The organism is Natronococcus sp. CG52 (assembly GCF_023913515.1).
In the GTDB taxonomy this organism is placed as follows: Archaea; Halobacteriota; Halobacteria; order Halobacteriales; family Natrialbaceae; genus Natronococcus; species Natronococcus zhouii.
Genome location: NZ_CP099391.1, coordinates 1,840,861 through 1,862,403 on the forward strand (window position 1 = coordinate 1,840,861; position 21,543 = coordinate 1,862,403).

The 21,543-nt window shown below is 64.4% G+C and carries 22 protein-coding genes and 1 tRNA gene; 12 read left to right on the forward strand and 11 right to left on the reverse strand.

Annotated features, from left to right (window positions below; translation table 11 throughout):
• Positions 1 to 20: 20 nt before the first annotated feature.
• Positions 21 to 404 carry a DUF5830 family protein gene (locus NED97_RS09330; protein WP_252490418.1) on the reverse strand — a complete coding sequence of 128 codons (384 nt, stop codon included), beginning with the start codon at positions 402 to 404 and terminating at the stop codon, positions 21 to 23.
• Positions 405 to 497: 93 nt separating this feature from the next.
• Between NED97_RS09330 and NED97_RS09335 the strand changes: the two genes are divergently transcribed.
• Positions 498 to 1,220, forward strand: coding sequence for a TVP38/TMEM64 family protein (locus NED97_RS09335; RefSeq protein ID WP_252490419.1), 723 nt, complete (start codon positions 498 to 500; stop codon positions 1,218 to 1,220).
• 6 nt (positions 1,221 to 1,226) lie between these two features.
• On the opposite strand, the gene NED97_RS09340 is transcribed toward NED97_RS09335, so the two are convergent.
• Both NED97_RS09340 and NED97_RS09350 read right to left on the reverse strand, forming a co-directional pair.
• On the reverse strand, positions 1,227 to 1,403 hold the full coding sequence (locus tag NED97_RS09340; RefSeq protein ID WP_252490420.1) for an HVO_2523 family zinc finger protein: 177 nt from the start codon (positions 1,401 to 1,403) through the stop codon (positions 1,227 to 1,229).
• Between the two features lie 538 nt (positions 1,404 to 1,941).
• Positions 1,942 to 5,055 carry an adenosylcobalamin-dependent ribonucleoside-diphosphate reductase gene (locus tag NED97_RS09350; RefSeq protein ID WP_252490422.1) on the reverse strand — a complete coding sequence of 1,038 codons (3,114 nt, stop codon included), beginning with the start codon at positions 5,053 to 5,055 and terminating at the stop codon, positions 1,942 to 1,944.
• 439 nt (positions 5,056 to 5,494) lie between these two features.
• On the opposite strand from NED97_RS09350, the gene NED97_RS09355 reads away from it, so the two are divergent.
• Positions 5,495 to 5,665 (forward strand): hypothetical protein, encoded by a 171-nt coding sequence (locus NED97_RS09355; protein WP_252490423.1) that lies wholly within the window; start codon positions 5,495 to 5,497, stop codon positions 5,663 to 5,665.
• Positions 5,666 to 5,828: 163 nt separating this feature from the next.
• Here the strand turns inward: NED97_RS09355 and trpG are convergent, their stop codons facing one another.
• Genes trpG through trpD form a run of 4 tightly spaced genes read right to left on the reverse strand, consistent with a single transcriptional unit; the run spans position 5,829 to position 9,842 of the window.
• Entirely contained in the window at positions 5,829 to 6,452 is a 624-nt protein-coding gene (trpG, locus tag NED97_RS09360; RefSeq protein WP_252490424.1) for an anthranilate synthase component II, read from the reverse strand.
• Positions 6,449 to 8,161 (reverse strand): anthranilate synthase component I, encoded by a 1,713-nt coding sequence (gene trpE / locus NED97_RS09365; protein WP_252490425.1) that lies wholly within the window; start codon positions 8,159 to 8,161, stop codon positions 6,449 to 6,451. Before trpE ends, trpG begins: the two co-directional genes overlap by 4 nt.
• Positions 8,158 to 8,817 (reverse strand): phosphoribosylanthranilate isomerase, encoded by a 660-nt coding sequence (locus NED97_RS09370; RefSeq protein WP_252490426.1) that lies wholly within the window; start codon positions 8,815 to 8,817, stop codon positions 8,158 to 8,160. Before NED97_RS09370 ends, trpE begins: the two co-directional genes overlap by 4 nt.
• Positions 8,814 to 9,842, reverse strand: a complete 1,029-nt coding sequence (trpD, locus tag NED97_RS09375) for an anthranilate phosphoribosyltransferase (RefSeq protein ID WP_252490427.1) — start codon at positions 9,840 to 9,842, stop codon at positions 8,814 to 8,816. Before trpD ends, NED97_RS09370 begins: the two co-directional genes overlap by 4 nt.
• 183 nt (positions 9,843 to 10,025) lie before the next feature.
• Here trpD and NED97_RS09380 point away from each other — a divergent pair.
• The 4 genes from NED97_RS09380 (at position 10,026) to NED97_RS09395 (ending at position 13,484) form a co-directional block, all read left to right on the forward strand.
• Positions 10,026 to 10,100 (forward strand) — tRNA-Val (locus tag NED97_RS09380).
• A gap of 503 nt (positions 10,101 to 10,603) precedes the next feature.
• A complete protein-coding gene (locus NED97_RS09385; protein WP_252490428.1) occupies positions 10,604 to 10,798 on the forward strand; it encodes a DUF4177 domain-containing protein in 195 nt (64 codons plus the stop codon).
• Between the two features lie 15 nt (positions 10,799 to 10,813).
• A complete protein-coding gene (locus NED97_RS09390; protein ID WP_252490429.1) occupies positions 10,814 to 11,815 on the forward strand; it encodes a hypothetical protein in 1,002 nt (333 codons plus the stop codon).
• A gap of 328 nt (positions 11,816 to 12,143) precedes the next feature.
• Positions 12,144 to 13,484: a ribonuclease J gene (locus tag NED97_RS09395; protein ID WP_252490430.1), complete on the forward strand. Its 1,341-nt coding sequence runs from the start codon at positions 12,144 to 12,146 to the stop codon at positions 13,482 to 13,484.
• Between the two features lie 376 nt (positions 13,485 to 13,860).
• On the opposite strand, the gene NED97_RS09400 is transcribed toward NED97_RS09395, so the two are convergent.
• The gene (locus NED97_RS09400; RefSeq protein ID WP_252490431.1) at positions 13,861 to 14,055 is read right to left on the reverse strand and encodes a DUF5786 family protein; all 195 of its coding nucleotides are present in this window, start codon (positions 14,053 to 14,055) and stop codon (positions 13,861 to 13,863) included.
• Positions 14,056 to 14,502: 447 nt separating this feature from the next.
• Here NED97_RS09400 and NED97_RS09405 point away from each other — a divergent pair, with 447 nt between their 5' ends.
• The 6 genes from NED97_RS09405 to NED97_RS09430 all read left to right on the forward strand — a co-directional run bounded on the left by NED97_RS09405 (position 14,503) and on the right by NED97_RS09430 (position 18,972).
• A complete protein-coding gene (locus tag NED97_RS09405) occupies positions 14,503 to 14,874 on the forward strand; it encodes a hypothetical protein (protein WP_252490432.1) in 372 nt (123 codons plus the stop codon).
• A 168-nt stretch (positions 14,875 to 15,042) separates the two neighbouring features.
• Positions 15,043 to 17,151 (forward strand): bacterio-opsin activator domain-containing protein, encoded by a 2,109-nt coding sequence (locus NED97_RS09410; protein ID WP_252490433.1) that lies wholly within the window; start codon positions 15,043 to 15,045, stop codon positions 17,149 to 17,151.
• An 88-nt stretch (positions 17,152 to 17,239) separates the two neighbouring features.
• Complete coding sequence (locus NED97_RS09415) at positions 17,240 to 17,557, forward strand: HalOD1 output domain-containing protein (protein WP_252490434.1); 318 nt, start codon at positions 17,240 to 17,242, stop codon at positions 17,555 to 17,557.
• A 6-nt stretch (positions 17,558 to 17,563) separates the two neighbouring features.
• A complete protein-coding gene (locus tag NED97_RS09420; RefSeq protein ID WP_252490435.1) occupies positions 17,564 to 17,731 on the forward strand; it encodes a DUF7576 family protein in 168 nt (55 codons plus the stop codon).
• A 15-nt stretch (positions 17,732 to 17,746) separates the two neighbouring features.
• A complete protein-coding gene (locus NED97_RS09425) occupies positions 17,747 to 17,962 on the forward strand; it encodes a hypothetical protein (RefSeq protein WP_252490674.1) in 216 nt (71 codons plus the stop codon).
• A 101-nt stretch (positions 17,963 to 18,063) separates the two neighbouring features.
• Complete coding sequence (locus NED97_RS09430; RefSeq protein WP_252490436.1) at positions 18,064 to 18,972, forward strand: AEC family transporter; 909 nt, start codon at positions 18,064 to 18,066, stop codon at positions 18,970 to 18,972.
• A gap of 32 nt (positions 18,973 to 19,004) precedes the next feature.
• Here the strand turns inward: NED97_RS09430 and NED97_RS09435 are convergent, their stop codons facing one another.
• From NED97_RS09435 to NED97_RS09445, 3 genes are all read right to left on the reverse strand, one after another.
• Entirely contained in the window at positions 19,005 to 19,751 is a 747-nt protein-coding gene (locus NED97_RS09435; RefSeq protein WP_252490437.1) for a hypothetical protein, read from the reverse strand.
• Between the two features lie 95 nt (positions 19,752 to 19,846).
• On the reverse strand, positions 19,847 to 20,647 hold the full coding sequence (locus NED97_RS09440) for a YihY/virulence factor BrkB family protein (protein WP_252490438.1): 801 nt from the start codon (positions 20,645 to 20,647) through the stop codon (positions 19,847 to 19,849).
• A gap of 87 nt (positions 20,648 to 20,734) precedes the next feature.
• On the reverse strand, positions 20,735 to 21,493 hold the full coding sequence (locus NED97_RS09445) for a CAP domain-containing protein (protein WP_252490439.1): 759 nt from the start codon (positions 21,491 to 21,493) through the stop codon (positions 20,735 to 20,737).
• Positions 21,494 to 21,543: the final 50 nt, after the last annotated feature.

The window sequence follows — 21,543 nt, forward strand, 5'->3', positions numbered from 1 at the left end:
TCGCCCGGTTCCGAATACGGTTACTCTCGGCCTGTAACCTTCCGAATACACGAGGAGCCGAACGGACCGAGTTCGCCGCTCTCGAGGTCGATGAAGTAGCCGGTCGAGAGTCCGGAGCCACAGCGCCGGCAGGAAAACTCCCCCTCCTTCGTGATGACGTCCTGATCGAACCGGACGTACTGGCGGCTCTTCGGACGGACGATACCGTCCTCGCGTTCGATGATGCCGCGAAGCTCCGCCCGGTCGAGGATCGTCCGGGTCACCGCGGGATCGCTGGTGACGGTCTCGATGCGATCGACGACCTCGGCGAGCGACAGCGACTCGTGCTCGAGTCGCTCGAGCAACGCCAGTCCGAGTTCGACCCGATCGTCGGTCGCGTCGACCGTGCCCTCGTCAGCGCCCATCGGTCAAAGCTGTCGTGCCGGATCGAATAAACGTTGTGCTGGCCGACCCCGCGAGGCACAAAGGTTTCAACGGTCGCGAAAGAACAGCGGTCGATGACGATGCCGACGGCGGCGATGCGAGCCCTCGCGGGGGCGCTCCTCCTCGGGATGGTTACGACCGCGGGCGTTCTCGTCCCGGCGTCGATGCTGGTGAACGCTGCCGAATCGGTGGCGGCCGATCCGATTCGCTTCGCACTTCTCGTCGCCGGTCTCTACCTCGTTCGGCCGCTGTTCGCCCTGCCGACGACGCCGCTCGCGGTCGTCGTCGGCTACGGCTACGGCGTCTCGTTCGGGGTCCCGATCGCACTCGTCGGTGTCGTCGCGACCGCGATTCCCGTCTTTCTCACCGCTCGCTGGCTCGGCGACGGTCCTCGAGCGGCGGAGCTACCGATCTTCGGGCGGGTCGGACGGCTCCTCGAGCGAACCGAGTGTGCGGTCCAGCGCTACTACGATACTGCGGGACCGATCCGCGGCGTCACCGCCTCGCGGCTCGCACCGATTCCCTCGGACGTCTCGACGTGTTCGGCGGCGGTCAGCGGTGTCCGACTTCGTCACCTGGTGATCGGCACGGCGCTTGGCGAACTCCCGTGGACGATTGCAGCGGTCGTCGTCGGCGCGTCGGCCGCGACGGTCACCACCGACGGATTCGGTGATTTGGGACTCGCTCTGACGATCGCGTGCAGTCTCGCCGCTGCGCTCTTGCTCGCGGGGCCGATATACGACTATCTGTGGGGACGACCCCCGGCCGAGGACTCGAGCCGCCCCCTGGACGGCTAAACTCGGCTATCGAAACGGGTCGCTGCAGTCGATCACGACTCCGTGTTGGGGACAGACGTACTTGCAGTGCCGTTTGTACATCGGCGCCCGACAGTGCGGGCAGGTCGGAGCGCCGGACGGCTGGTCGCTCCGACCCTGCGAACCGCCGTCGCCGTCCGATCCCGCGTCGCCGTCACCGGTCATACGTTCCCGTTCCCGCGGAGCCAGCTAAGTGCTGGTGGTTTCGGGCCGCTCGAGCGGCTCCGTTCACTCGGAGTACGTAGCGATCCGGCGTACCCGCTGAGCCATCGCTGGCCTGGTGATCGCTCGCACGACCGTCGTCGTCGGTTTGTACGTAGTTTCCCCCGTCGGAGATTTCATCGCAGTAACCGTCCAGAACCCGGGCGATCGAAAGGTTAGCCGGCAGAGTCCCGTTTCGTCCGTCCGTGCTCTCTTCTGTCTGCTAACGATTATCGCCCCCTCGACCGGTTTACGCGACCGATCTCGTACGCGAAAGGTGACGGAGTCTCCGACTTTCACTTCCCCAGTCTCGGCCTCGAGGACGAGCGATCGTGTCCTTCGCATGTGGGCCTTTCACACATGGCGGACAAAAAGCTGTTACCTGAACACGATGGTATCGAGTGTCGCGTGGTGATTCATCGACGCGTAGGTACTCGTCGGACTTCTCGTCAAAACAGCGCTCGGTCAAAAAGAGCGGACAGAAGCGCTCAGTGTGCGCTCGTTAACACTCGCTCCAGCCGCAGGACTCGCAGGTCTTGCAGCCTTCGGAGTAGTACAGCGAGAGCGAGCCGCAGTCAGGACACTCCGGCGACTCGCCGGCGTCGATGAGGTCCTGGACGGAATCGTCGTCGTCAGACGATGCACCGGCGGCAGCGGCCCCGCCGTCGGTCTTCGGTCCGTCGACGGTCGCGTCCGTATCGGCCGACTCTTCGAGCGTCTGCTGGGTCGGGTACGGCTTGTCGATCTCGTTCTCGAGGTAGCGGCGCATCGCGGTGCCGATGGCGTCCGGGATCGACTGGATCTGTTCGCCCTTGTCCCAGGCGACCTTCGGCGAGCGGGTGCCACAGAGTTCGTCGACGATCTCCTCGGGGTCGACGCCCGAGCGCAGCGAGGTGGAGATGACCTTCGCCAGCGCCTCGGTGAAGGAGTTCGTAAAGCCACCCGAGTGGCCGATGTTCGCGAACAGTTCGAACGGCTGACCCGTCTCGGGATCCTCGTTGATCGTCACGTAGACCTTGCCGTAGCCCGTGTCGATGCGCTGGCTGACGCCCTGCAGCGCGTCGGGACGCTCGCGCTTCTCGGTGAAGTCGACCTGAATCGGCTCTCGGCCCTCGTCCTCTATCGTCGCGATCTCCTCGCCGAGGACGTCCTGGACGTCGTCGCTCTCGAGGAACGCCTCGAGACCGCCGAAGATCTCGTCGATCTGATCGACGAGCGCCTCGGCGGCTTCGGTCTCGTCGGCGAAGTCGGCGTTCTCGGCGCGCGTCGTCAGCACCTGCTTCGAGCGGGTGCCGTCGCGGTAGTAGGTGACGCCCTTGCCGCCGTTCTCGTAGACCCACTCGAAGACCTCCTTTGCGTCCTCGAGCGTGGAGTCGTTCGGCGCGTTGACGGTCTTCGAGATGGCGGAGTCGACGCCCTTCTGGCAGGCACACTGGACGGCAGCGTGCTGTTTCGCCGAGAGGTCACTGGTGATGACGAACAGTTCGCCGATCGCGTCCGGCACCGTCGAGAGCCCCTCGACGCCTTCGAACTGGTTCGTGGCCATCTGCTCCTGGGCCTCCTCCTTGACGGCGTCGACGTCGATGTCGTTGTCCTCGAGGACGCGCAGGAAGTAGTCGTCGAACTCGACGAGCATCTCGTCGCCCTGGACGTCGTCGGTGACGTTCTTGTAGTAAGCGACGTTGTAGATCGGCTCACAGCCGCCCGTCGTGTTGCCGACCATCGAGGTCGTGCCGGTCGGTGCGATGGTCGTTACGTTGTGGTTCCGGATCGGGAACCCGTCGGGGAACCGGTCGGCGTCGAGGCCGGTCTGGTGCTCGAACCACTCGCGGTACTCGGTCGGGTTCGCGTACTTCGAGTCGTCCCAGTCGTTGAAGGAGTCGCGTTCCTTCGCGAGTTCGTGGCTGGTCCACTTGGCCTCGTGGTTGATGTGGGTCATCAGCTGGCGGGCGACCTCGTTGCCCTCGTCGCTGCCGTACTTGATGCCGAGCTGGATGTACAGCTGGGCCAGCCCCATCACGCCGAGACCGATCTTGCGCATGTCCCGGACCTTCTCCTCGATCTCCTCGACCGGGAAGTCGGACATGGTGACGACGTTCTCGAGGAAGCGCGTGCCGTAGGTGATGCGCTCGTCGAACTCCTCGTAGTCGATCGCCTCCTCGAGGAAGGCCTCGACGGCCGCCGCCTGCGAGTCGTAGTCGTCGGCGTGCTCGTCGGCCCAGACGCGCCAGTCGGGCGCCTCCCGGTCGGCCAGCGTCGAGAGGTTGATGTGACCGAGGTTACAGGCCTCGTACTCCTCGAGGGGCTGTTCGCCGCAGGGGTTCGTCGCCAGGATCTGGTGATCCTCCTGCTTTTCGACGTCGAACGAGTGCTGTTTGTTCACTCGCTCGAGGTAGATCACGCCGGGTTCGCCGTTCTCGTGAGCGCCGGAGACGATGCGCTCGAAGATCAGTTCCGCCGGGATGGAGAGCGGTTCGCCGACCTCGACGTGTTCGCCGAGATCGTAGCGACTGTACATCTCCTTGGTCTCCTCGGTGGCGATGTGGGGCTCCTCCGTGCGCGGATTGGTGAAGGTGTACTCCTCGCCGTTCTGGACCGCTTCCATGAAGTCGTCGGTGACGCCGACGGAGATATTGAAGTTAGAGAGATGGCCCTCGACGGCGTTGCGCAGGTGTTTCGGAACGCGGCCCTCCTCGTCGATGAGGCTGCGGGCCTCCTCGAGCGCCTCGGAGAAGCTGGTGTAGGTGTAGTCGTCGGGGTCGTTGAGCCGCAGACAGTGAGCCAGCGAGACGTCCTTGTTCTTGGCGTGGATGAACTCGATGACGTCGGGGTGAGAGACGCGCATGATCCCCATCTGAGCGCCACGACGGGTGCCCCCCTGGGCGATGGTCTCACAGAGCTGGTCGTAGGTCCGCATGAAGGTGATCGGGCCCGAGGCGATGCCGCCGGTCGAGCCGACGGAGTCGCCGTAGGGGCGGAGCTGCCAGAAGCCGTAGCCGACGCCGCCGCCGGACTGGAAGACTTCCGCGGCCTTCTTGGCCGTCTCGTGGATGTCCGAGAGATCGTCGTCGGGGCTCATGACGAAACAGGCCGAGAGCTGCTGGAGTTCGTCGCCCGCGTTCATCAGCGTCGGCGAGTTCGGCATAAAGGAGAGCGTCTCCATTCCTTCAGTAAAGGTCTCGGCGACGTCCTCGACGTGCTCGCGGACCTCGTCGGGAAGTTCGGGAACGACCGTCTCGTAGGCGAACTTGTTGACGTTCTGCTCGCTCAGGACGGTCTCGGTGTCGTCGTCCGTCGTCGTTCCGGCACCGAAGACCTCCGCAGCGAGTTCGTCGCGTCGCGGGTGGCCGGGCTTGAGCTGGTCGGGCGTGACGGTGATCTCGAGGCCCTGCTTTTCGGCCTCGTAGACGGCTTCCGCCAGCGCGATGTTCTCTCCGACGCGCTCGAAGAGATCCTCCTGTCGTTCGGCGAGTTCGCCCTCGGCGTCCTTGCGGAGATAGCGTGCGGGCAGAATGTTGTGATAGGCGTTAGCCGTCAGGCGCTCCTCCAGCGTGTCGCCTTCGGTACGCTTGATCGGCAGCGTCAACTCTTCGGCGGAGAGCTCTGATTCGCTCATGCGCGGGCCACCTCGTGGAGATCCCGTTGCCGTACGTCGATTCTGGCGTGGGTTCGAGTCCTGGATTGGTTCATTCGTGACGAAGGTTCGGTATTCATGCATCCCTCATAAAACGTGGTGTTGTTCTCCCACTCTTATTGAAGTAATGCAATTTAGGTTGTATAGATGTCACTGTACTCTTCGCGGTTCTTCAATGAGGGCCGTCGAAACGGCTGTCTCGAAGCCTACGTGTTGCTACGGGACCAACCGTCTTAACGATTTTCAGACCAAACTGATAGTAAACTCGAGCGTCGTATTTGCTGGCAAATCGCCCGGTACGCTCTTTCAGGGAGGTGCGAATGTGATTGGCCGAACATGTTCTATCCGTTGACTGTACTAGTATCGAATTTGTCACAGTATCCAGAAAGATTACGTGCGTTCAGTGCGCGCTCTCGCGTGTATGATCGAACCACTGACATCCGGATCGGCGGTCCTCCTCGTGCTGGCGGCGATTGCACTGCTGGCGGTCGTGATCGTCGCGATCCGAATCGCGATCAAACTCGCTATCCGCGTCGGAATCGTCGCTGCGATCGTGCTCACCGGACTGTACACCGTCGGTGTTATCGGCTGACGCGACTGTCACTTCGAACGAACCGACGCTGAACCGCGTAGAACGGAGGGCCTCGCTGGCTCCATTCGGCACGCAGTGGTCACTCGCCGTCTCGGTCACAGCAGGCAGAAGGTATAGTCGTCGAGCGGGAACGCGATTACCGACCGAACGCGAACTACTCCGTCTACACCGACTCGAGGAAGTTTTCGATGACGTCGTGTCCCACGGCCGTGAGCACGCTCTCCGGGTGGAACTGGACGCACTCGATCGGGAACTCCCGGTGGCGGACGCCCATAACGAGTTCTGCACCGGCGTGTTCTGCCGTCGCCGTCACCTCGAAACAGTCCGGGACCTCGGTCGCGACGAGCGAGTGGTACCGTCCGGCGCGAAAGCCCTGCTCGAGTCCCTCGAAAACGCCGGTCCCGTCGTGCTCGACCGCGGACGCCTTCCCGTGGATCGGCTCCGGAGCGCGACCGACCGTGCCGCCGTAGGCGTAGACTGCCGCCTCGAGTCCCAGGCAGACGCCGAGCGTCGGCACTTCGGGGCTGATCTCGCGCAGGACGTCCATCGAGACGCCGATGTCGCGGTCGTTCTTCGGGTGTCCGGGGCCGGGACTGACCACGATGGCGTCCGGATCGATCGCTCGAACGTCCTCGAGCGAGGCCGTGTTCTTCACCACCTCGGTCTCGGTTCCCTCCTGCTGGCTGACGTACTCGACCAGATTGTACGTGAACGAATCGTAGTTGTCGACGAAGAGGATTCGACGCGCGTCGGCCCGCTGCTGGCGATCCGCTCCAGCGGCGCTCATCGGCTCACCTCCGGCGGCGTCTCGACCGGGTCGTCCGCAGAATCATCGTCGTACTCGATCGCCTCGAGTGCTGCCAGGACCCCGCCCATCTTCTTCTCGGTCTCCTCGTACTCGGCAGTCGGGTCGCTGTCGGCGACCAGTCCGGCGCCGGCCTGCACCGTGATCCGGTCGCGCTCGCGCTCATCTTCCACGGTAGCCGTTCGAATCACGATCGCGAAGTCGGCGTCCCCGGTCCAGGAGTAGTAGCCGACGCCGCCCCCGTAGAGGCCGCGCGGCTCGGTCTCGAGTTCGTCGATGATCTCCATCGCGCGGATCTTCGGGGCGCCCGAGAGCGTTCCGGCGGGGAACGCCGCCCGCGTCGCGTCGAACGCGTCGGGAGACGCTGTCTCCCGGGCTGCCGAACGCTGTTCGGCACCATCCGCACCGGAGGCCAGTTCGCCCGTTACCGTCGACTCGATGTGCTGGACGTGGCTGTACTTCAGCACGTTCATGAACTCGTCGACGCGGACCGAGCCCGGTTCGGCGACGCGGCGCACGTCGTTGCGCGCGAGGTCGACCAGCATCGTGTGCTCCGCGCGTTCCTTCTCGTCGGCCAGCATCTCGCCGGCCAGCCGGCGATCCTCGACCGGGCTCGAGCCCCGATCGCAAGTGCCCGCGATGGGGTTCGACATGACCTCGCGTCCGCGCACGGAGACCAGCGTCTCGGGACTGGCCCCGACGACGGTCAGTTCGTCGTGCTCGAGGAGGTACATGTACGGCGAGGGGTTCACCTCGCGCATCGCCTCGTAGAATCCGATGGGATCGATCTCACCGGAGAGCTCCCTCGTGCGCGAGACGACGCCCTGATAGATGTCGCCGTCGAGGACGTGCTCTTTCGCCCGTCGAACGCTCTCTTCGTACGTCGTCTTCGATCCCGCAACCTCGTCCTCCCGGACGAAGCCGCCGGTCTCCGGCTCCTCGGCCGTTCCGAGCGTCTCCTCGACGGCGGTCGCTTCCGCCAGCAGCGCGTCGTAGACCTCGTCGGGATCGTCCCCGGCTTCGAGCACCGGCGTGAAGACCAGCGAGACGGTCCCGTCGCGCTCGTCGAACGCGAGCGTCTTCGTCGTCAGGACGAACTGCGCGTCCGGGAACCGCGAGTCGGGGCGCTCGAGGCCGACCTCCTCGAGCCAGAGGTCGTAGACGGCGTCGTAGGCGAGAAAGCCGACGAGTCCGCCCTCCAGGTGCTGCCGATCGTGATCCGGGAAGTTCGCGAGGCGCACGTCCGGCAGCGCGGCCCGGAGCGCGTCGACCGTGTCCCCCTCGGGCTCCGTCTCGAGCGACTCGAGGGGCGGATCGTCCGAGAGCGCCTCGACCGAGGTCCCCTCCGGTCCGACCGTCACGACGGCCTCGGGCTCGTAGCCGACGTAGGAGTACCGGGCGTGACGGTCCGTCTGCGAGGAGTTCGGCCGGAACGCTCCGTCGGGGTCGCTCGAGGCGGTTTTCTCCGCGCTCTCGAGCAGAAACGCGTACGGCGATCGCTCCTGATCGCTCGAACTCGAGCGACCGGTCAGCGCAGCGTATGCGGCGAGGGGCGACGTCTCGACGTCGAGCGTGGCGACGGCCCGAACGACGACGGGGCGGTCGCCGGAATCGCCGGCGTGTTCGCGAAACGCCTCTCGGTCGACGTCGAGCGTCGCCCGCTCCGCCGACGATTGTTCCGGTTCGGTCATGATTGCAGGGCCGGCGTCGACGCGGTCTTCGCTCGCTCGACGAACGTTCGCACGGCGTCGGCGTCCTTGCCACCCTCGGGTGTCTCGACGCCGCTCGCGACGTCGACGGCGAACGGCTCGACCGTCCGCACCGCGTCGGCGACGTTCTCGGGCGTCAGTCCGCCGGCGAGAATCACTGGCGACTCGAGATCAGTTGTCGTCGTCCGGGTCCGGTTCCAGTCGTGGGTCTCGCCGGTACCGCCGCCGCCATCCTCGCCGGGCGTGTCGACGAGCAACCCGTCGGCGACGGCGTCGTAGCGCTCGGCGGTCGCCGCGGTCGCACCGCCCGCGTCGAGCGCCACCAGGAGCGTCGCGTCGATCCGCTCTCGTACCGACGCGAGTTCGTCCGGCTCGAGGGTTCCGTGGATCTGCACCGCGTCGGCCCCGACCGCATCCACCAGTTCGGTCGCCGCCGCCGGATCGTCCGGCATCGTCACGAGCACGGTCGTCACGAACGGCGGCGCGGCCGCGACGAGTTCGGCCGCCCGATCGGGCGACACCTCGCGGTGGGTGTCGACCGGCACGTCACAGATGACGCCGATCGCGTCCGTTCCGGCGTCGACGGCCGTCTCGAGGTCGTCCTCGGTCGTTATTCCACAGATCTTCACGCGCGTCATCGTGCCTCCTGTCCCGGGACCTCCGCTCGGTTCTGGCTGCAGAGCTGCTCGAGTTTCGCCGCCGCGTCGCCGGACTCGATCGCCTCGCGTGCGGCGTCGGCGCCCGCTTCGAGCGAGTCGGCCGCATCCGCGACGTAGATCGCCGCGCCGGCGTTTGCGAGGATGACGTCGCGTTTCGCGCCCGTCACGTCGCCCTCGACGATGCCGCGCATGTCGGCCGCGTTCTCCGCGGGCGAGCCGCCCGCGATGTCCGCGATCTCCTGTTCTCCGAGGCCGAGATCGGCAGCCTCGAGGGTGTACTCTTCGACGTCGGATCCGTTCACTTCTGCAGCGACGGTCTCGCCGTGGATCGCGATTTCGTCGGTGCCGGCGCCGTGGACGACCAGCGCGCGCTCGACGTCCATCCGCGCGAGCGCGTCCGCGAGAACGGGCACGAGGTCGGGATCGTAGACGCCGACGACCTGGGCGTCCGCGCCGGCGGGGTTCGTCAGCGGGCCGAGCACGTTGAAGACGGTCCGCATCCCGAGTTCCTTTCGCGGACCGATGACGGCCTTCATCGCCGGGTGAAACACCGGCGCGAGCATGAAGCCGATCCCGTCGCGTTCGATCGCGTCCTCGACGGCCGGAGGTTCGGCCTCGACGCGGACGCCGACCTCCTCGAGAACGTCGGCGCTCCCGGACGAGGAGGAAACCGAGTAGTTGCCGTGTTTGGCGACCGGCACGCCCGCTCCGGCGGCGACGATCGCGCTCGTCGTCGAGACGTTGATCGTATCGTAGTCGTCCCCGCCCGTCCCGCAGGTGTCGACCAGCGGTTCCCCGTCGGGCTCGATCGTTCGGGCCGCTTCGCGCATTCCCTGCGCGAAGCCGGCGATCTCGGCTTCGGTCTCGCCCTTTGCACGCAGCGCCGCGAGCAGCGCACCGATCTGTGCCTCCGTCGCGCCCTCGAACACCGCTCTCGAGGCCGCTCGAGCGTCTTTCTGTGTGAGATCCTCCCCGTCCGTAACCCGTTCGACGAACTCCTGCATAGTGAACACCAATGTACGTAGTTGTCTTACAATGTCCAAATCAGTACATCGACTTAAGCGTGTCGGAGGATCGTGGTTCGGACTCGCGTACGGCGGTCGATTCGAAACCTTCAATTACAGTGGGCAGCAACGATTGAGTGTAGTCGAGGTGGCGACGGACGCCACGGAACGCAAAACCAGGTCGGGTTGGTGGTCTAGTCTGGTTATGACACCTCCTTGACATGGAGGAGGCCGGCAGTTCAAATCTGCCCCAACCCATTTTTCGAGCGACAAATTGTGAGGAGCGGAGTCGTTCGAAACGGCTTCGCCGTTTCGTGATGACGAAAGACGCGCCGCGTTTTTCGAACCACGACGAACACGTCGCTCGAAAATTGTTACGGGGAGATTTAAACCAGACGAGTCGCAGCGCCCGAACGCAGTGAGGGCGACCGTCTCGGCGTAGTTCGAATCTGTCCCAACCCGTTTTGACGGAATAACTCCGACGAGCGACCCGTGACGCTATAGGCCACGGGATCGCGAACGATAGCGCCGAACACGGCGAGACGACCGTCGCACTGGGTTTAGATCTGGACGGTTGCTCGCTCTGTTCTCGAGGAGTCAGAAGACGATGTCTTCGGTGAGTCTATCGCATCGACGTCTCATTTCGAAGGATTCAGCTAGTCGAGTATCATCTACGAAACTGGCGATCTGATCGATCACCGCAGTAGTACTACAAGGTGCAGGGAAAAGCGTAACTGACGCCTGAGCGAACTCACTAGGAAATGGACAGTGAACCGTCCGCAAACTGGGAGTACAAAGTTATCGAGCCGCCGAGCGAGTTGACGAAACGCGAATCCTCGAACCCCGAGAGGCGGCTCAACGAACTAGCTGCCGACGGATGGCGACTCGTCGAGACCGTCTCGTACGACGGCGGCGGTACGAAGTTTTTGATCTTCGAGCGCTCGCTCGAGGACTGACTCTCGAGCCACACGATGAAGGATCTCTCGACCGACGACACGATGCGGGAGCGAGCCGACGAGAACCGCTACAAGCTCTGGGTACTGCTCAATGCGAATCGATGGCTACTCTCCGGGGTGATGGCGGCTGGCGTTTTTTTCGCGTTGATGCTCTGGGGCGTGTCGCGGCCGCCGTCGGCTCACCATGTAATGGCGACGACCGACTGGGTCAAGATGTCGTTTCAGGCGTTGATCGGTGCGCTCATCACGGGAACCACACTCGTCGTCTCGATCAATCAGCTGGTTCTCTCCCAGGAGATCGGACCGCTCGGCAGCCAGCGCCGTCGGATGGACCTCGCGATGGACTTCTACAAGAACACGGACGACCTGCTCGATTTTCCGAGCCCCGCCAACCCCGCCCTGTTCCTCAAGGAGCTAATCGATGCAAGCAGCGACCGGGCCCGCGCGTTCGAGGATACGGTACAGCGCAGCGACGACGAAGATCTCCGTACGCACGCCGAGGAGTACGTCGAGGACCTCCGCGAGAACGCGCAGGTAGCGACGGACGATCTGGAAAACGCCGATTTCGGGTCGTTCGACGTGATGAAGGCGGCGCTGAACTACAACTACGATCGGAAAATGTACGACCTCCGCTGGCTGTTGAACGAGTACGAGGGGAGTCTCACGAGCGAGCAGCGCGACGCGGGTACGGAGACGCTGACGGCGCTCACGATGTACGGACCCGCGCGTGAATACATCAAGACACTCTACTTCCAGTGGTCGCTCGTCAAACTCTCACAGGGAATTCTGTATCTCGCGGTGCCGGCACTCGTCGTCGCTGGTGGAATGGTGATGCTCGTCGATGGAAGTACGTTCGTCGGCACCATCCTCGGCGTCGATGTCTGGTTGTGGGTGATCAGTGCCGCGTACACGATCTGCGTGCTTCCGTTCTTGCTGTTCGTCTCGTACATTCTCCGTCTGGCAACGATCGCGAAGCGAACGTCCGCCATGGGTCCGCTCGTTCTCCGCGGAGACTGAGATCGCGACGATCGCTGAATCCTCGCCCCGCTTCCCGCTATTGTCCGCCGAAAACTCCCGATCGAGTTCCGTCCAGTCTCGTGCCACATGTTACTCACTTCCGCTCTCCTCACCCACAATCCGGGAGTACTTACGTGCGGAGTGCTGTTGTTTATCTAACCGAAAGAGGCGCTGTCCCTGGCACAGCTGGGACTGAACGTTCGTTTTTGGAATTCCCAAGAACGTGACCGAGACGCTTGCTCACGTTGCCGAACGTTTGCGTTCTCACGCGAGCGGCCACTCCGGCCGCGAGGCTGTGTTCTCCGGACTGCTATGATCGGATCTACCAATGGAAATTGAAATTGCGACGATTGGCGGCTACGAGGAAGTCGGCCGACAGATGACCGCTGTTCGCGCCGGTGACGACATCGTGATCTTCGACATGGGACTGAACCTGTCGAAGGTCCTGATTCACGACAATATCCGAACGGAAGGGATGCACAGTCTCGACCTGATCGACATGGGTGCGATCCCCGACGACCGGGTGATGAGCGACCTGGAGGGTGACGTGCAGGCTATCGTGCCGACGCACGGCCACCTCGACCACATCGGCGCCATCTCGAAACTGGCCCACCGATACGACGCACCCATCGTCGCGACGCCGTTCACGATCGAACTGGTGAAGGACGAGTTCGACGACGAGCAGAAGTTCGGCTCCGACAACGAGCTGATCAAGATGGAGGCCGGCGAGACGATGTCGATCGGCGACTCCGACGAGGTCGACCTCGAGTTCGTCAACGTCACCCACTCGATCATCGACGCGATCAACCCGGTTCTTCACACGCCCGAGGGCGCCGTCGTCTACGGACTGGACAAGCGCATGGACCACACGCCGGTCATCGGCGATCCGATCGACATGGAGCGATTCCGCGAGATCGGCCGCGAAGGCGTCCTCTGTTACATCGAGGACTGTACGAACGCGAACAAGAAGGGTCGGACGCCCAGCGAGAGCGTCGCCCGCGAGCACCTCCGCGACGTCCTCTACAGCATGGAGGACTACGACGGCGGCATCGTCGCCACCACCTTCTCCTCCCACATCGCCCGCGTGAAGAGTCTCGTCGAGTTCGCACGAGATATCGATCGACAGCCGATCCTGCTCGGCCGCTCGATGGAAGGGTACTCGGGAACCGCGAAGCGACTCGACGTGGATTTCCCGTCGGATGTCGAGATGGTCGGCTACCGCCAGTCCATCGAGCAGACGCTCGGACGGATCATGAACGAGGGCAAGGAGAACTTCCTGCCCGTCGTGACTGGCCACCAGGGCGAGCCGCGCGCGATGCTCACCCGGATGGCCCGAGGCGAGACGCCGTACGAACTCGACGAGGGTGACAAGGTCGTCTTCTCCGCGCGAGTGATTCCGGAGCCGACCAACGAGGGGCAGCGCTACCAGGCCGAGAAGCTCCTCGGCATGCAGGGCGCCCGCATCTACGACGACATCCACGTTTCGGGTCACCTCTGTCAGGAGGGCCACTACGAGATGCTCGACGCGCTCCAGCCCGAGCACATTATCCCCGCCCACCAGAACATGAGCGGCTTCTCGGGATACGTCGATCTCGCATCCAATCAGGGATACAAACTCGGACGCGATATTCACGTCACCTCGAACGGAGATATCATCGAACTAGCGTGAGGTAACACTCACCGTTTCGGTGAGTGGGATACCAGTAGCGGAGTCGCTGACCCGCCGTTTTCCGGCAGCGGTGCTGAACGTTGGAAACGTCTTGCAGGAGTGCTCTCGTGGCCAGCGCTACAGTAGCCACTGAAAGTCAGTGTACAGCCGACCGACGTCACCTCGAGGTCGACACCACCGACCTCGCCCACGACGGGTGTGCGATCGGTGTGTGACCCGTTCCAGTTGTTACGATAACGGTCAGATCGCAAGTGACCGGTGAAAGTACCGGAGTAATCGCGTTCGCCCGTCCGGTTGTCAGGTGCGACAACGAATGCGAGCGTCGTTTCCCTCAGCATGGAGCTTCATAGGGGAGGTAGCCAACGGTCGAGGAGTGTTACTCCTCTTTGGCTTCCTTGCTCTCTTTGATATCCTGTAGCTGTCCGATCAGATCGTCGGCCGAGCCGCCGGTCTCGAGTGTCATTTCCCCTTCGTAGTCGTTTTCGTGGACGTTTACGGCGGCGTCTTCGTCGTCTTCGTCGGCCACGTTTTGCTGCTGCTGCTCGGACTCGTCGTAGCTACCAAAACCCATAGTAGGAACTGAAACGCCCAGATATATAGCTCCCGTGGTTCACTCGCTCGCACCGTACCGACCGAAACGATTCACACCCGATCGCGCGACGGCTGTGCGACGAGCGTGCATCGGCTTTCAGCGACTCCCCTTCTCCGGGCAGTACTCGAGACTGTATCCGTCCGACGAGCGACCGGCGCCGAGCGCGAGACCGTTTCCGGGAGGATACCCGGAGTACGACGACCGGTTCCTGCGGACGGACTGAACGGCGAGGTTTTCGCCTCGAACGTCCCGTAACCGCGCGAGAGCGACGAACGCGGCGATCTCTCGAGGGCGGGTATCAGTCTAGCGCCCGGCTCGAGGGGCGCCTAGCGTCATGCCCGATTTGTACTTTCGTCGACGGCCGTTCTAGTCGAGTGCAATGTTCGAACCAGGACTTCTCACGACTTCGAAGGGGGTGTCCCGATAATGGCGTGGCAGGACTTCGTCTTCCTCGCGGGCAGTCTGCTGTCGGTCGCGTTCCTGTTCCCGACGTTGCGCGATTCGGCCGCCTGCGTTCCGCGAGCGACGAGCGTGCCGTCGATGGTAATCGGCGCAGTCTACTCGTTTACGTTCCTCACGCTCGGCATGTCGTTCTCCGCGTTCGGCGCGTTCGCAGCCTGCTCGATGTGGTCGCTCATCGTCTGTTTCCGCGCGCCGGGAACCGATCTGGTGGACGCGATCGCGACGCGAACCGGCGGTCGATGGTCGCTGCTCGTCGACGACTGCTACCGGTGGACGCGTCGGCTGTTCGTCCCCGCTCGGTACTCGAGTGACCGATACGTGAACGCGTTCGAGTAACGCCGCCGAGCCGGACTCGTGCGACCGTATCGACCTCTTCTCGCGGATTCTCGCGCTCGCTTTCGCCGCGGCGAGCGAGTACGCTCGTGGCAGTGCTCGGTACACTGCGGTACATTGGCTTTCTCTGCCGGATAAAGAGCCAAGGCCATAGCCGGCGGATGAGAGAACATGCCGTCTTCGCCACCCGCTCCCGAGCGACACTTCGAGACGATCGCACAGTGTGCTCGAGACGGGATCATTACGATCTCGCCCGATCTGACGGTGCGGTACGCGAACCCCGCGGTCGAGGAGATCTTCGGCTACTCGCCCGGCGAACTCGAGGGAGAATCGCTGGCCGGGGTCCTGTCGGAGGACCACGCGAGCGACCTCGAGGAGTGGATCGAGGGATTCCTCGACACCGGCGAAGAACCCGTCGACTGGGGTGACATTCGGCTTCAGGGGCGTCACAGCGACGGACGAACGGTTCCGCTCAGCCTTTCGCTCACCGACTTCGAACAGGACGGCCAGCGATACTTCAGCGGTATCGTTCGAGACGTGACGGAACAGGAGCGACGGGAGGCCCGACTGACGGGACTGAACCGGCTCGGACAGGAACTGAACGACGCGGAGTCGACCGGCGAAATCTGCGACCGGACCGTCGACGCCGCTCGTACGATACTCGAGCATCCGATAGCGGCGATCGGCCTGTACGACGACGAGGGCGGGCGGATCGAGCCGTGCGCCTGGACGCCGGAGGTGGACGAGATCGCGGATTCGGGACGGCTGTTCGCGACCGACCGATCGGTGCCGTGGGACGTATTCGTCACCCAGGAGCGACGCGTCGTGAACGACATCCTCGCCGAAACCGACCTCGAGGCGACCGACACGCAACTCCGGAGTGCGGTGTTCCACCCGATCGGCACCTACGGCGTCTTCGTCGCCGGAGCGACGGAGACGGACGCATTTCACGACGACGTCGATATCACGAGCGTGCTGGTCGGGAACGCGTACTCGTCGATGGAGCGCGTCGACCGGGAGCAAGCGCTGCGCGAACAGCGAAACGAACTCGCCGAGAAGACGGAGTCGCTCGACCGTCTTCGCCGAATTAACGACGTGATCCGGGAGCTGACGACGGCTCTGACAGAGGCGACGGGTCGCGACGAAATCACGACGGAGGTCTGTACGCAGCTCGCGGAGTCCAATCCGTACCAGTTCGCCTGGTTCGGATCGCGCGATCCGACCAGCGGCGAGGTCGTTCCGGAGGCGGCCGCCGGCGGCGAGAGCGGGTATCTCGAGGCGATTACGGTCACCGACAGCGATGACGAGCCCGCGTCGGATCCGACCGGCCGCGCGGTACGGACCCAGACGGTTCAGATCGAAAACGAGATCTACCGAAATCCGCCGTTCGAGCCGTGGCAACAGGAGGCGATCCAGCGCGGCTACCGGTCGAGTATCGCCATCCCGATTATCCACCAGGAGACGCTATACGGCGCCCTCACACTGTACGCGGCCGAGGAAGACGTCTTCGACGCTCTCGAGGTGTCAGTCCTACAGGAGCTCGGAGAAACGATCGCGTACGCGTTGAACACGGCCGAGCGCAAGCAGGCGTTCACCAGCGAGCAGTCCGTCGACCTCGCGTTCGAGATCGGCGAGCGCGAGGGTTCGGTCCTCGCAATCGCCGACGAACTGGGTGGGCGGTTCGAACTCGAGAACCTCGTCGAGCGGAGCGACGGATCGACGACCATGTTCTTCGCCGTTCGGGGACCGGACTCGGACGCGGTCGTCGAATGGGCGAAGCAACGGGCGCAGCTTCACGAGATCCAGCTGCTGGCCGATCGAGACGAGGAGTACCTGTTCGAGTGCATGCTCGAGGAATCGACCGTCTGGTCGCAACTGCAACAACGCGGAAGCGTGATTCGCGAGGCGGTCGCAACGCCCGACTCGGCGCGGATCGTTATCCGCATCCCCCGAAGTGCGGATCCGCGGTCGTTCGATGCGCTCCTGGAGGAAGCGTTCGGAGCCGTCGAACTCGTCGCCCGTCGAGAGCGCGACGAACCGGTGATGACCCCGGAGGAGTTCGAGGCCGAGTTCAGGGACCGACTGACCGACCGCCAGGACGAAGTGCTCCAGACGGCGTACTACGCGGGGTTCTTCGAGTGGCCGCGGGAGACGCAGTCCGGCGAGCTCGCCGACATCCTCGGAATCGCTCAGCCGACGGTGAGCCGTCACATCCGCTCCGGCGAGGAGAAGTTCCTCTCGATGCTGTACGAGGACGAGGACGAAGACGAGGATCGGTGACCGGCTATGATGTTAGCCCCCGCTGTGCGGCGGTGATATCCTGATACTGGCAACGCCTACCCGGCGAGGGCTACAAGGAGTGAATACGATGACTCACTACACCCCGACGGAGTTCGGCGCCGGTGAAGCCGAATCGATGCCGGTCAGCCAGCGCGTCGTTCGCGCGGTCGCGGCCGAGATTGGCGCCGACCCGCTGGAGATGGAGCCGCTCTACGGCGCGATCGATCCGGAGGGCCTGAACGCGCTCTTCGAACCGACGAGGTCCGGTCTCACCCGATCGACGGGAACGGTGACGTTTCGGTACGCGGACTGTACGGTGACCGTCCACGCCGACGGCGGCGTCGAGGTTGCCGCGGAACGCACGAATTGCTCGGTCTCGCAGACCGATCCGAACGCGGTGAACTGATTCGAGATGACTACCCACGGGACGACGAACGCGCTCACACGGTGCGATCAGTGCGGTGACGCCATCGAAACCGCGACGTGGCATCCCGCCGTCCTCGACCGGAACGGCGAGCGGCGGCTGCTCACGTTCTGCGGGCCGGCGTGTCAGGAACGCTGGCAACGACGCCACCGATAACCCCATACGACGACCATGAAATACTGTCTTCACTGCGACTGGTACGCCAGTCGAACGGACGGCTTCGATGCACACGAACAGTCTCGAGAAGCGATCGACCACTTCCTCGATACGGGCCACGCGATCGATTCGATGCCCGAACCGTCGAACGCCGAACCGAATCCCTCTCCGGAGTTCGACGCCGAGGGAGCGACGCGGATTCCGGTGACCGGCGTTCGAGAAGGCGAGTGACGACCGGTGTCGGTTCCACCGCGGCACCTGTAAGCGATCGACACCGGTCACGATCTGCCTGGACCGAACGGTAGAAAAGTCCGGATCGACTCCACCGGGATATGGAGGTTCTCGGCCGGCTGCTGGCGATGCTCGCGGTGTTGCTACTCGGTACCGGATTGCGCTCGTCCGGCCTGTTGAACGCGGCCAGAACCGCGAAATTGAACGCCACCGCCTACTACGCCGCCCTCCCGGCGCTCGTGTTCGTCGCGACTTACGATCAGTCGATCGGCGAACTCCTCTCGGCGGAGCTGCTCGCCGGGTCGCTGATCGTCGTGTTTGCAACCGGCGGAATCGCCTGGCTCGCCCACCGAAACCGGTTCTCGAAGGGGCGCCAGGGCGTCGCGATCATCCAGTCCTATCACTCCAACCTCGGCTATCTCGGACTGCCGCTCGTCGCCGCCACGTTCGACGCGCGAGTGACCGCCATCGCGAGCGTAATCCTCGGGTTCGTCACGCTGGTCCAGTTACCGCTGACGATCGTCGTCCTCAGCACGTTCAGCGGTGCGGACGCCGCGATCGGCCGGGAACTGCGAAACCTCGCGACGAATCCCGTACTGGGTGCGCTGGTGGCCGGGCTGGCGATCGGTGCGTCCGGACTCTCGATTCCGGCACCCGCAGCGGCGGGACTCGACGCCCTCGGTGCCCTCGCGCTTCCGATCGCGTTGCTCTGTGTCGGCGCCGCGCTGCAGGTCGACTCGCCCTCGTTCAGCCTCGAGGCGACCGGTTCGGTCGTGGCGATGAAACTCGGCTGCATGCCGCTGCTCGCCTGGGTGGTCTTCTCGCTACTCGCCGTCGACGCCGCGACGTTCACCGCGAGCGTCGTCATGCTCGGGATGCCGACCGCGGTCTCGACGTACGTCTACGCGAACGAACTCGGCGCTGACGCGGAGTTCGCCTCGCTGAACGTCTTCGTCACGACGGTCGCGTCCGTCGCGACGCTGTTCGTGCTCATCACGGTGATCGGATAGTGCGGCCGCGAAACCGCGCTAGGTGATCCCGTTCACCTCGAGAAGAATCCCACGAGACGGCCGAACAGGCCGCTCTTGCCGTCATCGTTCTCGCCGTCTCCGTCGTCGCCGTCGTCGCGTCCGATCGATCCGGCGAGCGGTCCGGCGTCGGAAGAGCCGCCGCCGATAGCGGACTCCGAATTCTCGAGATCGTCGACGCTCAGTTCGATCTCGTCGATCTCCGGCGTCGTTTCGCGGCCGTCGCCGGCTTCGGCCGCTCGGACGTCCGCACCCGTGACCGTTCCCCGCTCGACGCGGGCCTCGAGGTTTTCGAGCGGCTCCGCCGACGTCTCGCTCGGAAGCGACGCGGCCGCGTCGTCGACGGAGGAAGACGAGTTCGCCTCGGTGTCGGCGTCCTCGTCCCGTCCGTCGGCGTCGGCAGTCGGCTCGTTCGTCTCGTCGGCCGCGGTCGTCTTCGCCGCCGAGTCGTCGGTCCCGCCCGGTGTGGTCGCACGGGACGATCCGTCCGTTCCGTCTTCGACTGCGGTCTCGGTCGTCGCGCCCTCGCGAGTCGCCTCGCGTTTCCGTTCGTCCGCGTCGTCCGTCTCGGATTCGATCGTCGCGGTACTGCTCGAGGACTCCGGCTCCGAGTCGTCCAGCGAGTCGAGAATGTCGTCGACGCTCCGGTCGGAGACGACCCGCTGCGGGCCGCCGCCGGGTTCGAGGTCGTCACCGGAGTCGGCGCCGTCGGCCGACGCGCTCGAGTCGGAAGCCGACGAGTCCGTGAATCGGTCGCTCATGGTGGAGGTGTGTCGCTGCCGACGGCATAATCTTTCCCCATGAAACCGGTTCGAAGAACGAACGGTTGACGCACCGCTGAACGCCGTTTGCCCTCTTACTCAGGTTCTTCCGCCAGAGTTGGATGCGAGCGGACGACGTTGATGACGGCACCTACGAGGATCAGTATGCCGGCGAAGTACAGCCAGGTGACGAACAGAATGACGGCACCAACGGCGCCGTAGGCGGCGTACCGGCCGGCGTTCGCCGCGTAAATCTGGAAGCCGGCCTGGAGAACCGTCCAGCCGACGGCGGCGAAGATCGCACCCGGGAAAACCTCGCGGACGGTGACGGAGATCGGCGGCAGCACGTAGTAGATCGGCAGGAAGACCAGAACGAGCCCGATCAACAGCGTCACCCAGCTAAGCAGGCCGGCGAACGGGATCACGCCGGCCGCGATACCGAGCAGCGTTCCGACGACGATCATCAGGACGATCGCACCCGTTCCGGCGAGGATCACGGTGAAGCCGTCCCGGATCTCGTCGAGCAGCGTATCCTCCGCAACCTCGTCGTAGACTCTGTCGAACGCGAGGCTGAGTCCGCGAAAGACCTTGAGGGCGCCCCAGGAGGCGACGCCGAGGGCGACGACCGTCGCCTGCGTACGGCCCGACTCCGTCGTGAGCGCCTCGGTCACCAGCTCTTCGCCCGCGGGCGGAAGAAAGTCACCGGTGACCAGTATCAGCCGCTCGGCGGCCGCCTGTCCGCCGAGCAACGAACCGACGACGAGCGCGAGCAGGACCAGCGGGATCAGCGAGACGAACGCGTAGTAGGCGAATCCGGCCGCGAGAAAGGAGACGTCGCGGTCGCTCGCCGTCCGGTAGATCGAAACGACCGTCTCCGACAGCTCCGTCGTATCCATACGGGGTTCTACGCGAACGAGAACCAAGAGTCTTCGACTTGCTTACAGTACAGAACCGCTGACGGGCAGCCCGATATTCGGCAATCCTTACCACTCGTGACAGAAGTTGTGCGTCGCGAAGACGCGGCCGTCGTCCTCGAGGACGATCCCGACGCCGCCGCGGTCCCAGGCGTGGGGGACGTTCTCCTCTAAGATCGCCTCCCGGTGATCGGTGGAGTTCATCCACTGATTGACGAGCCCCTCCGCCAGCCCCTCCGCGGTCTGGTACTCGACGGTTCCGTCGTCGCCGGGCTGTTCGACCGGTCTGTCGATCCAGGTCATGGCGATGTTCTCGCCGTAGCCCCGGCAGTAGTTGTCGACATCGTTAAACCGGTCGTAGGGTTGCTCCCCGTCGGGGTTCGTGTGAGCGAAGTACTCGCGCTCGGCCATGTCGCCGCTGTGTGCGCGCGAGACGGAGGCGACCGTCCCGTCCCACTCGAGCGGCTCGAGGCCGTGTTCGGCTCGTCGGTCGTTGACCTCGGCGTGGACGAAGTCCTCGACACCCGGGGAGGAGACCGTCTCGACGCGGGTCTCGTAGCTCGTCTCACCGGGATCGTCCGGATCGGTCACGTCCGGATTGCGTTCGCCGGCCGGCGGCGGGTCGGAACTCGGCGACGGCTGTCCGTCGATACCGATCTCGTCGATCTCCGCTACGTCGTCGACGAGCGACGGACCGATCAGGGCGGCACCGAGGACGATCCCGCCGAGGAGGGCGGCGACGACGAGGAAGTTGATGATTCCGCGCACCACAGCGCGGTCGGTCTGCCGATCGTCCGGGGCCGAACTCACGGGACGGCGGTCTCCCATCGTACCGAACGATGAGCCTGCGAGACAAGAGCGTCGCGGTTGCTCGCAGT

Coding starts and splice junctions, on each gene's coding strand:
- NED97_RS09330 (WP_252490418.1), bottom strand. CDS start 404: ATGGGCGCTGACGAGGGCACGGTCGACGCGACCGACGATCGGGTCGAA.
- NED97_RS09335 (WP_252490419.1), top strand. CDS start 498: ATGACGATGCCGACGGCGGCGATGCGAGCCCTCGCGGGGGCGCTCCTC.
- NED97_RS09340 (WP_252490420.1), bottom strand. CDS start 1,403: ATGACCGGTGACGGCGACGCGGGATCGGACGGCGACGGCGGTTCGCAG.
- NED97_RS09350 (WP_252490422.1), bottom strand. CDS start 5,055: ATGAGCGAATCAGAGCTCTCCGCCGAAGAGTTGACGCTGCCGATCAAG.
- NED97_RS09355 (WP_252490423.1), top strand. CDS start 5,495: ATGATCGAACCACTGACATCCGGATCGGCGGTCCTCCTCGTGCTGGCG.
- trpG (WP_252490424.1), bottom strand. CDS start 6,452: ATGAGCGCCGCTGGAGCGGATCGCCAGCAGCGGGCCGACGCGCGTCGA.
- trpE (WP_252490425.1), bottom strand. CDS start 8,161: ATGACCGAACCGGAACAATCGTCGGCGGAGCGGGCGACGCTCGACGTC.
- NED97_RS09370 (WP_252490426.1), bottom strand. CDS start 8,817: ATGACGCGCGTGAAGATCTGTGGAATAACGACCGAGGACGACCTCGAG.
- trpD (WP_252490427.1), bottom strand. CDS start 9,842: ATGCAGGAGTTCGTCGAACGGGTTACGGACGGGGAGGATCTCACACAG.
- NED97_RS09385 (WP_252490428.1), top strand. CDS start 10,604: ATGGACAGTGAACCGTCCGCAAACTGGGAGTACAAAGTTATCGAGCCG.
- NED97_RS09390 (WP_252490429.1), top strand. CDS start 10,814: ATGAAGGATCTCTCGACCGACGACACGATGCGGGAGCGAGCCGACGAG.
- NED97_RS09395 (WP_252490430.1), top strand. CDS start 12,144: ATGGAAATTGAAATTGCGACGATTGGCGGCTACGAGGAAGTCGGCCGA.
- NED97_RS09400 (WP_252490431.1), bottom strand. CDS start 14,055: ATGGGTTTTGGTAGCTACGACGAGTCCGAGCAGCAGCAGCAAAACGTG.
- NED97_RS09405 (WP_252490432.1), top strand. CDS start 14,503: ATGGCGTGGCAGGACTTCGTCTTCCTCGCGGGCAGTCTGCTGTCGGTC.
- NED97_RS09410 (WP_252490433.1), top strand. CDS start 15,043: ATGCCGTCTTCGCCACCCGCTCCCGAGCGACACTTCGAGACGATCGCA.
- NED97_RS09415 (WP_252490434.1), top strand. CDS start 17,240: ATGACTCACTACACCCCGACGGAGTTCGGCGCCGGTGAAGCCGAATCG.
- NED97_RS09420 (WP_252490435.1), top strand. CDS start 17,564: ATGACTACCCACGGGACGACGAACGCGCTCACACGGTGCGATCAGTGC.
- NED97_RS09425 (WP_252490674.1), top strand. CDS start 17,747: ATGAAATACTGTCTTCACTGCGACTGGTACGCCAGTCGAACGGACGGC.
- NED97_RS09430 (WP_252490436.1), top strand. CDS start 18,064: ATGGAGGTTCTCGGCCGGCTGCTGGCGATGCTCGCGGTGTTGCTACTC.
- NED97_RS09435 (WP_252490437.1), bottom strand. CDS start 19,751: ATGAGCGACCGATTCACGGACTCGTCGGCTTCCGACTCGAGCGCGTCG.
- NED97_RS09440 (WP_252490438.1), bottom strand. CDS start 20,647: ATGGATACGACGGAGCTGTCGGAGACGGTCGTTTCGATCTACCGGACG.
- NED97_RS09445 (WP_252490439.1), bottom strand. CDS start 21,493: ATGGGAGACCGCCGTCCCGTGAGTTCGGCCCCGGACGATCGGCAGACC.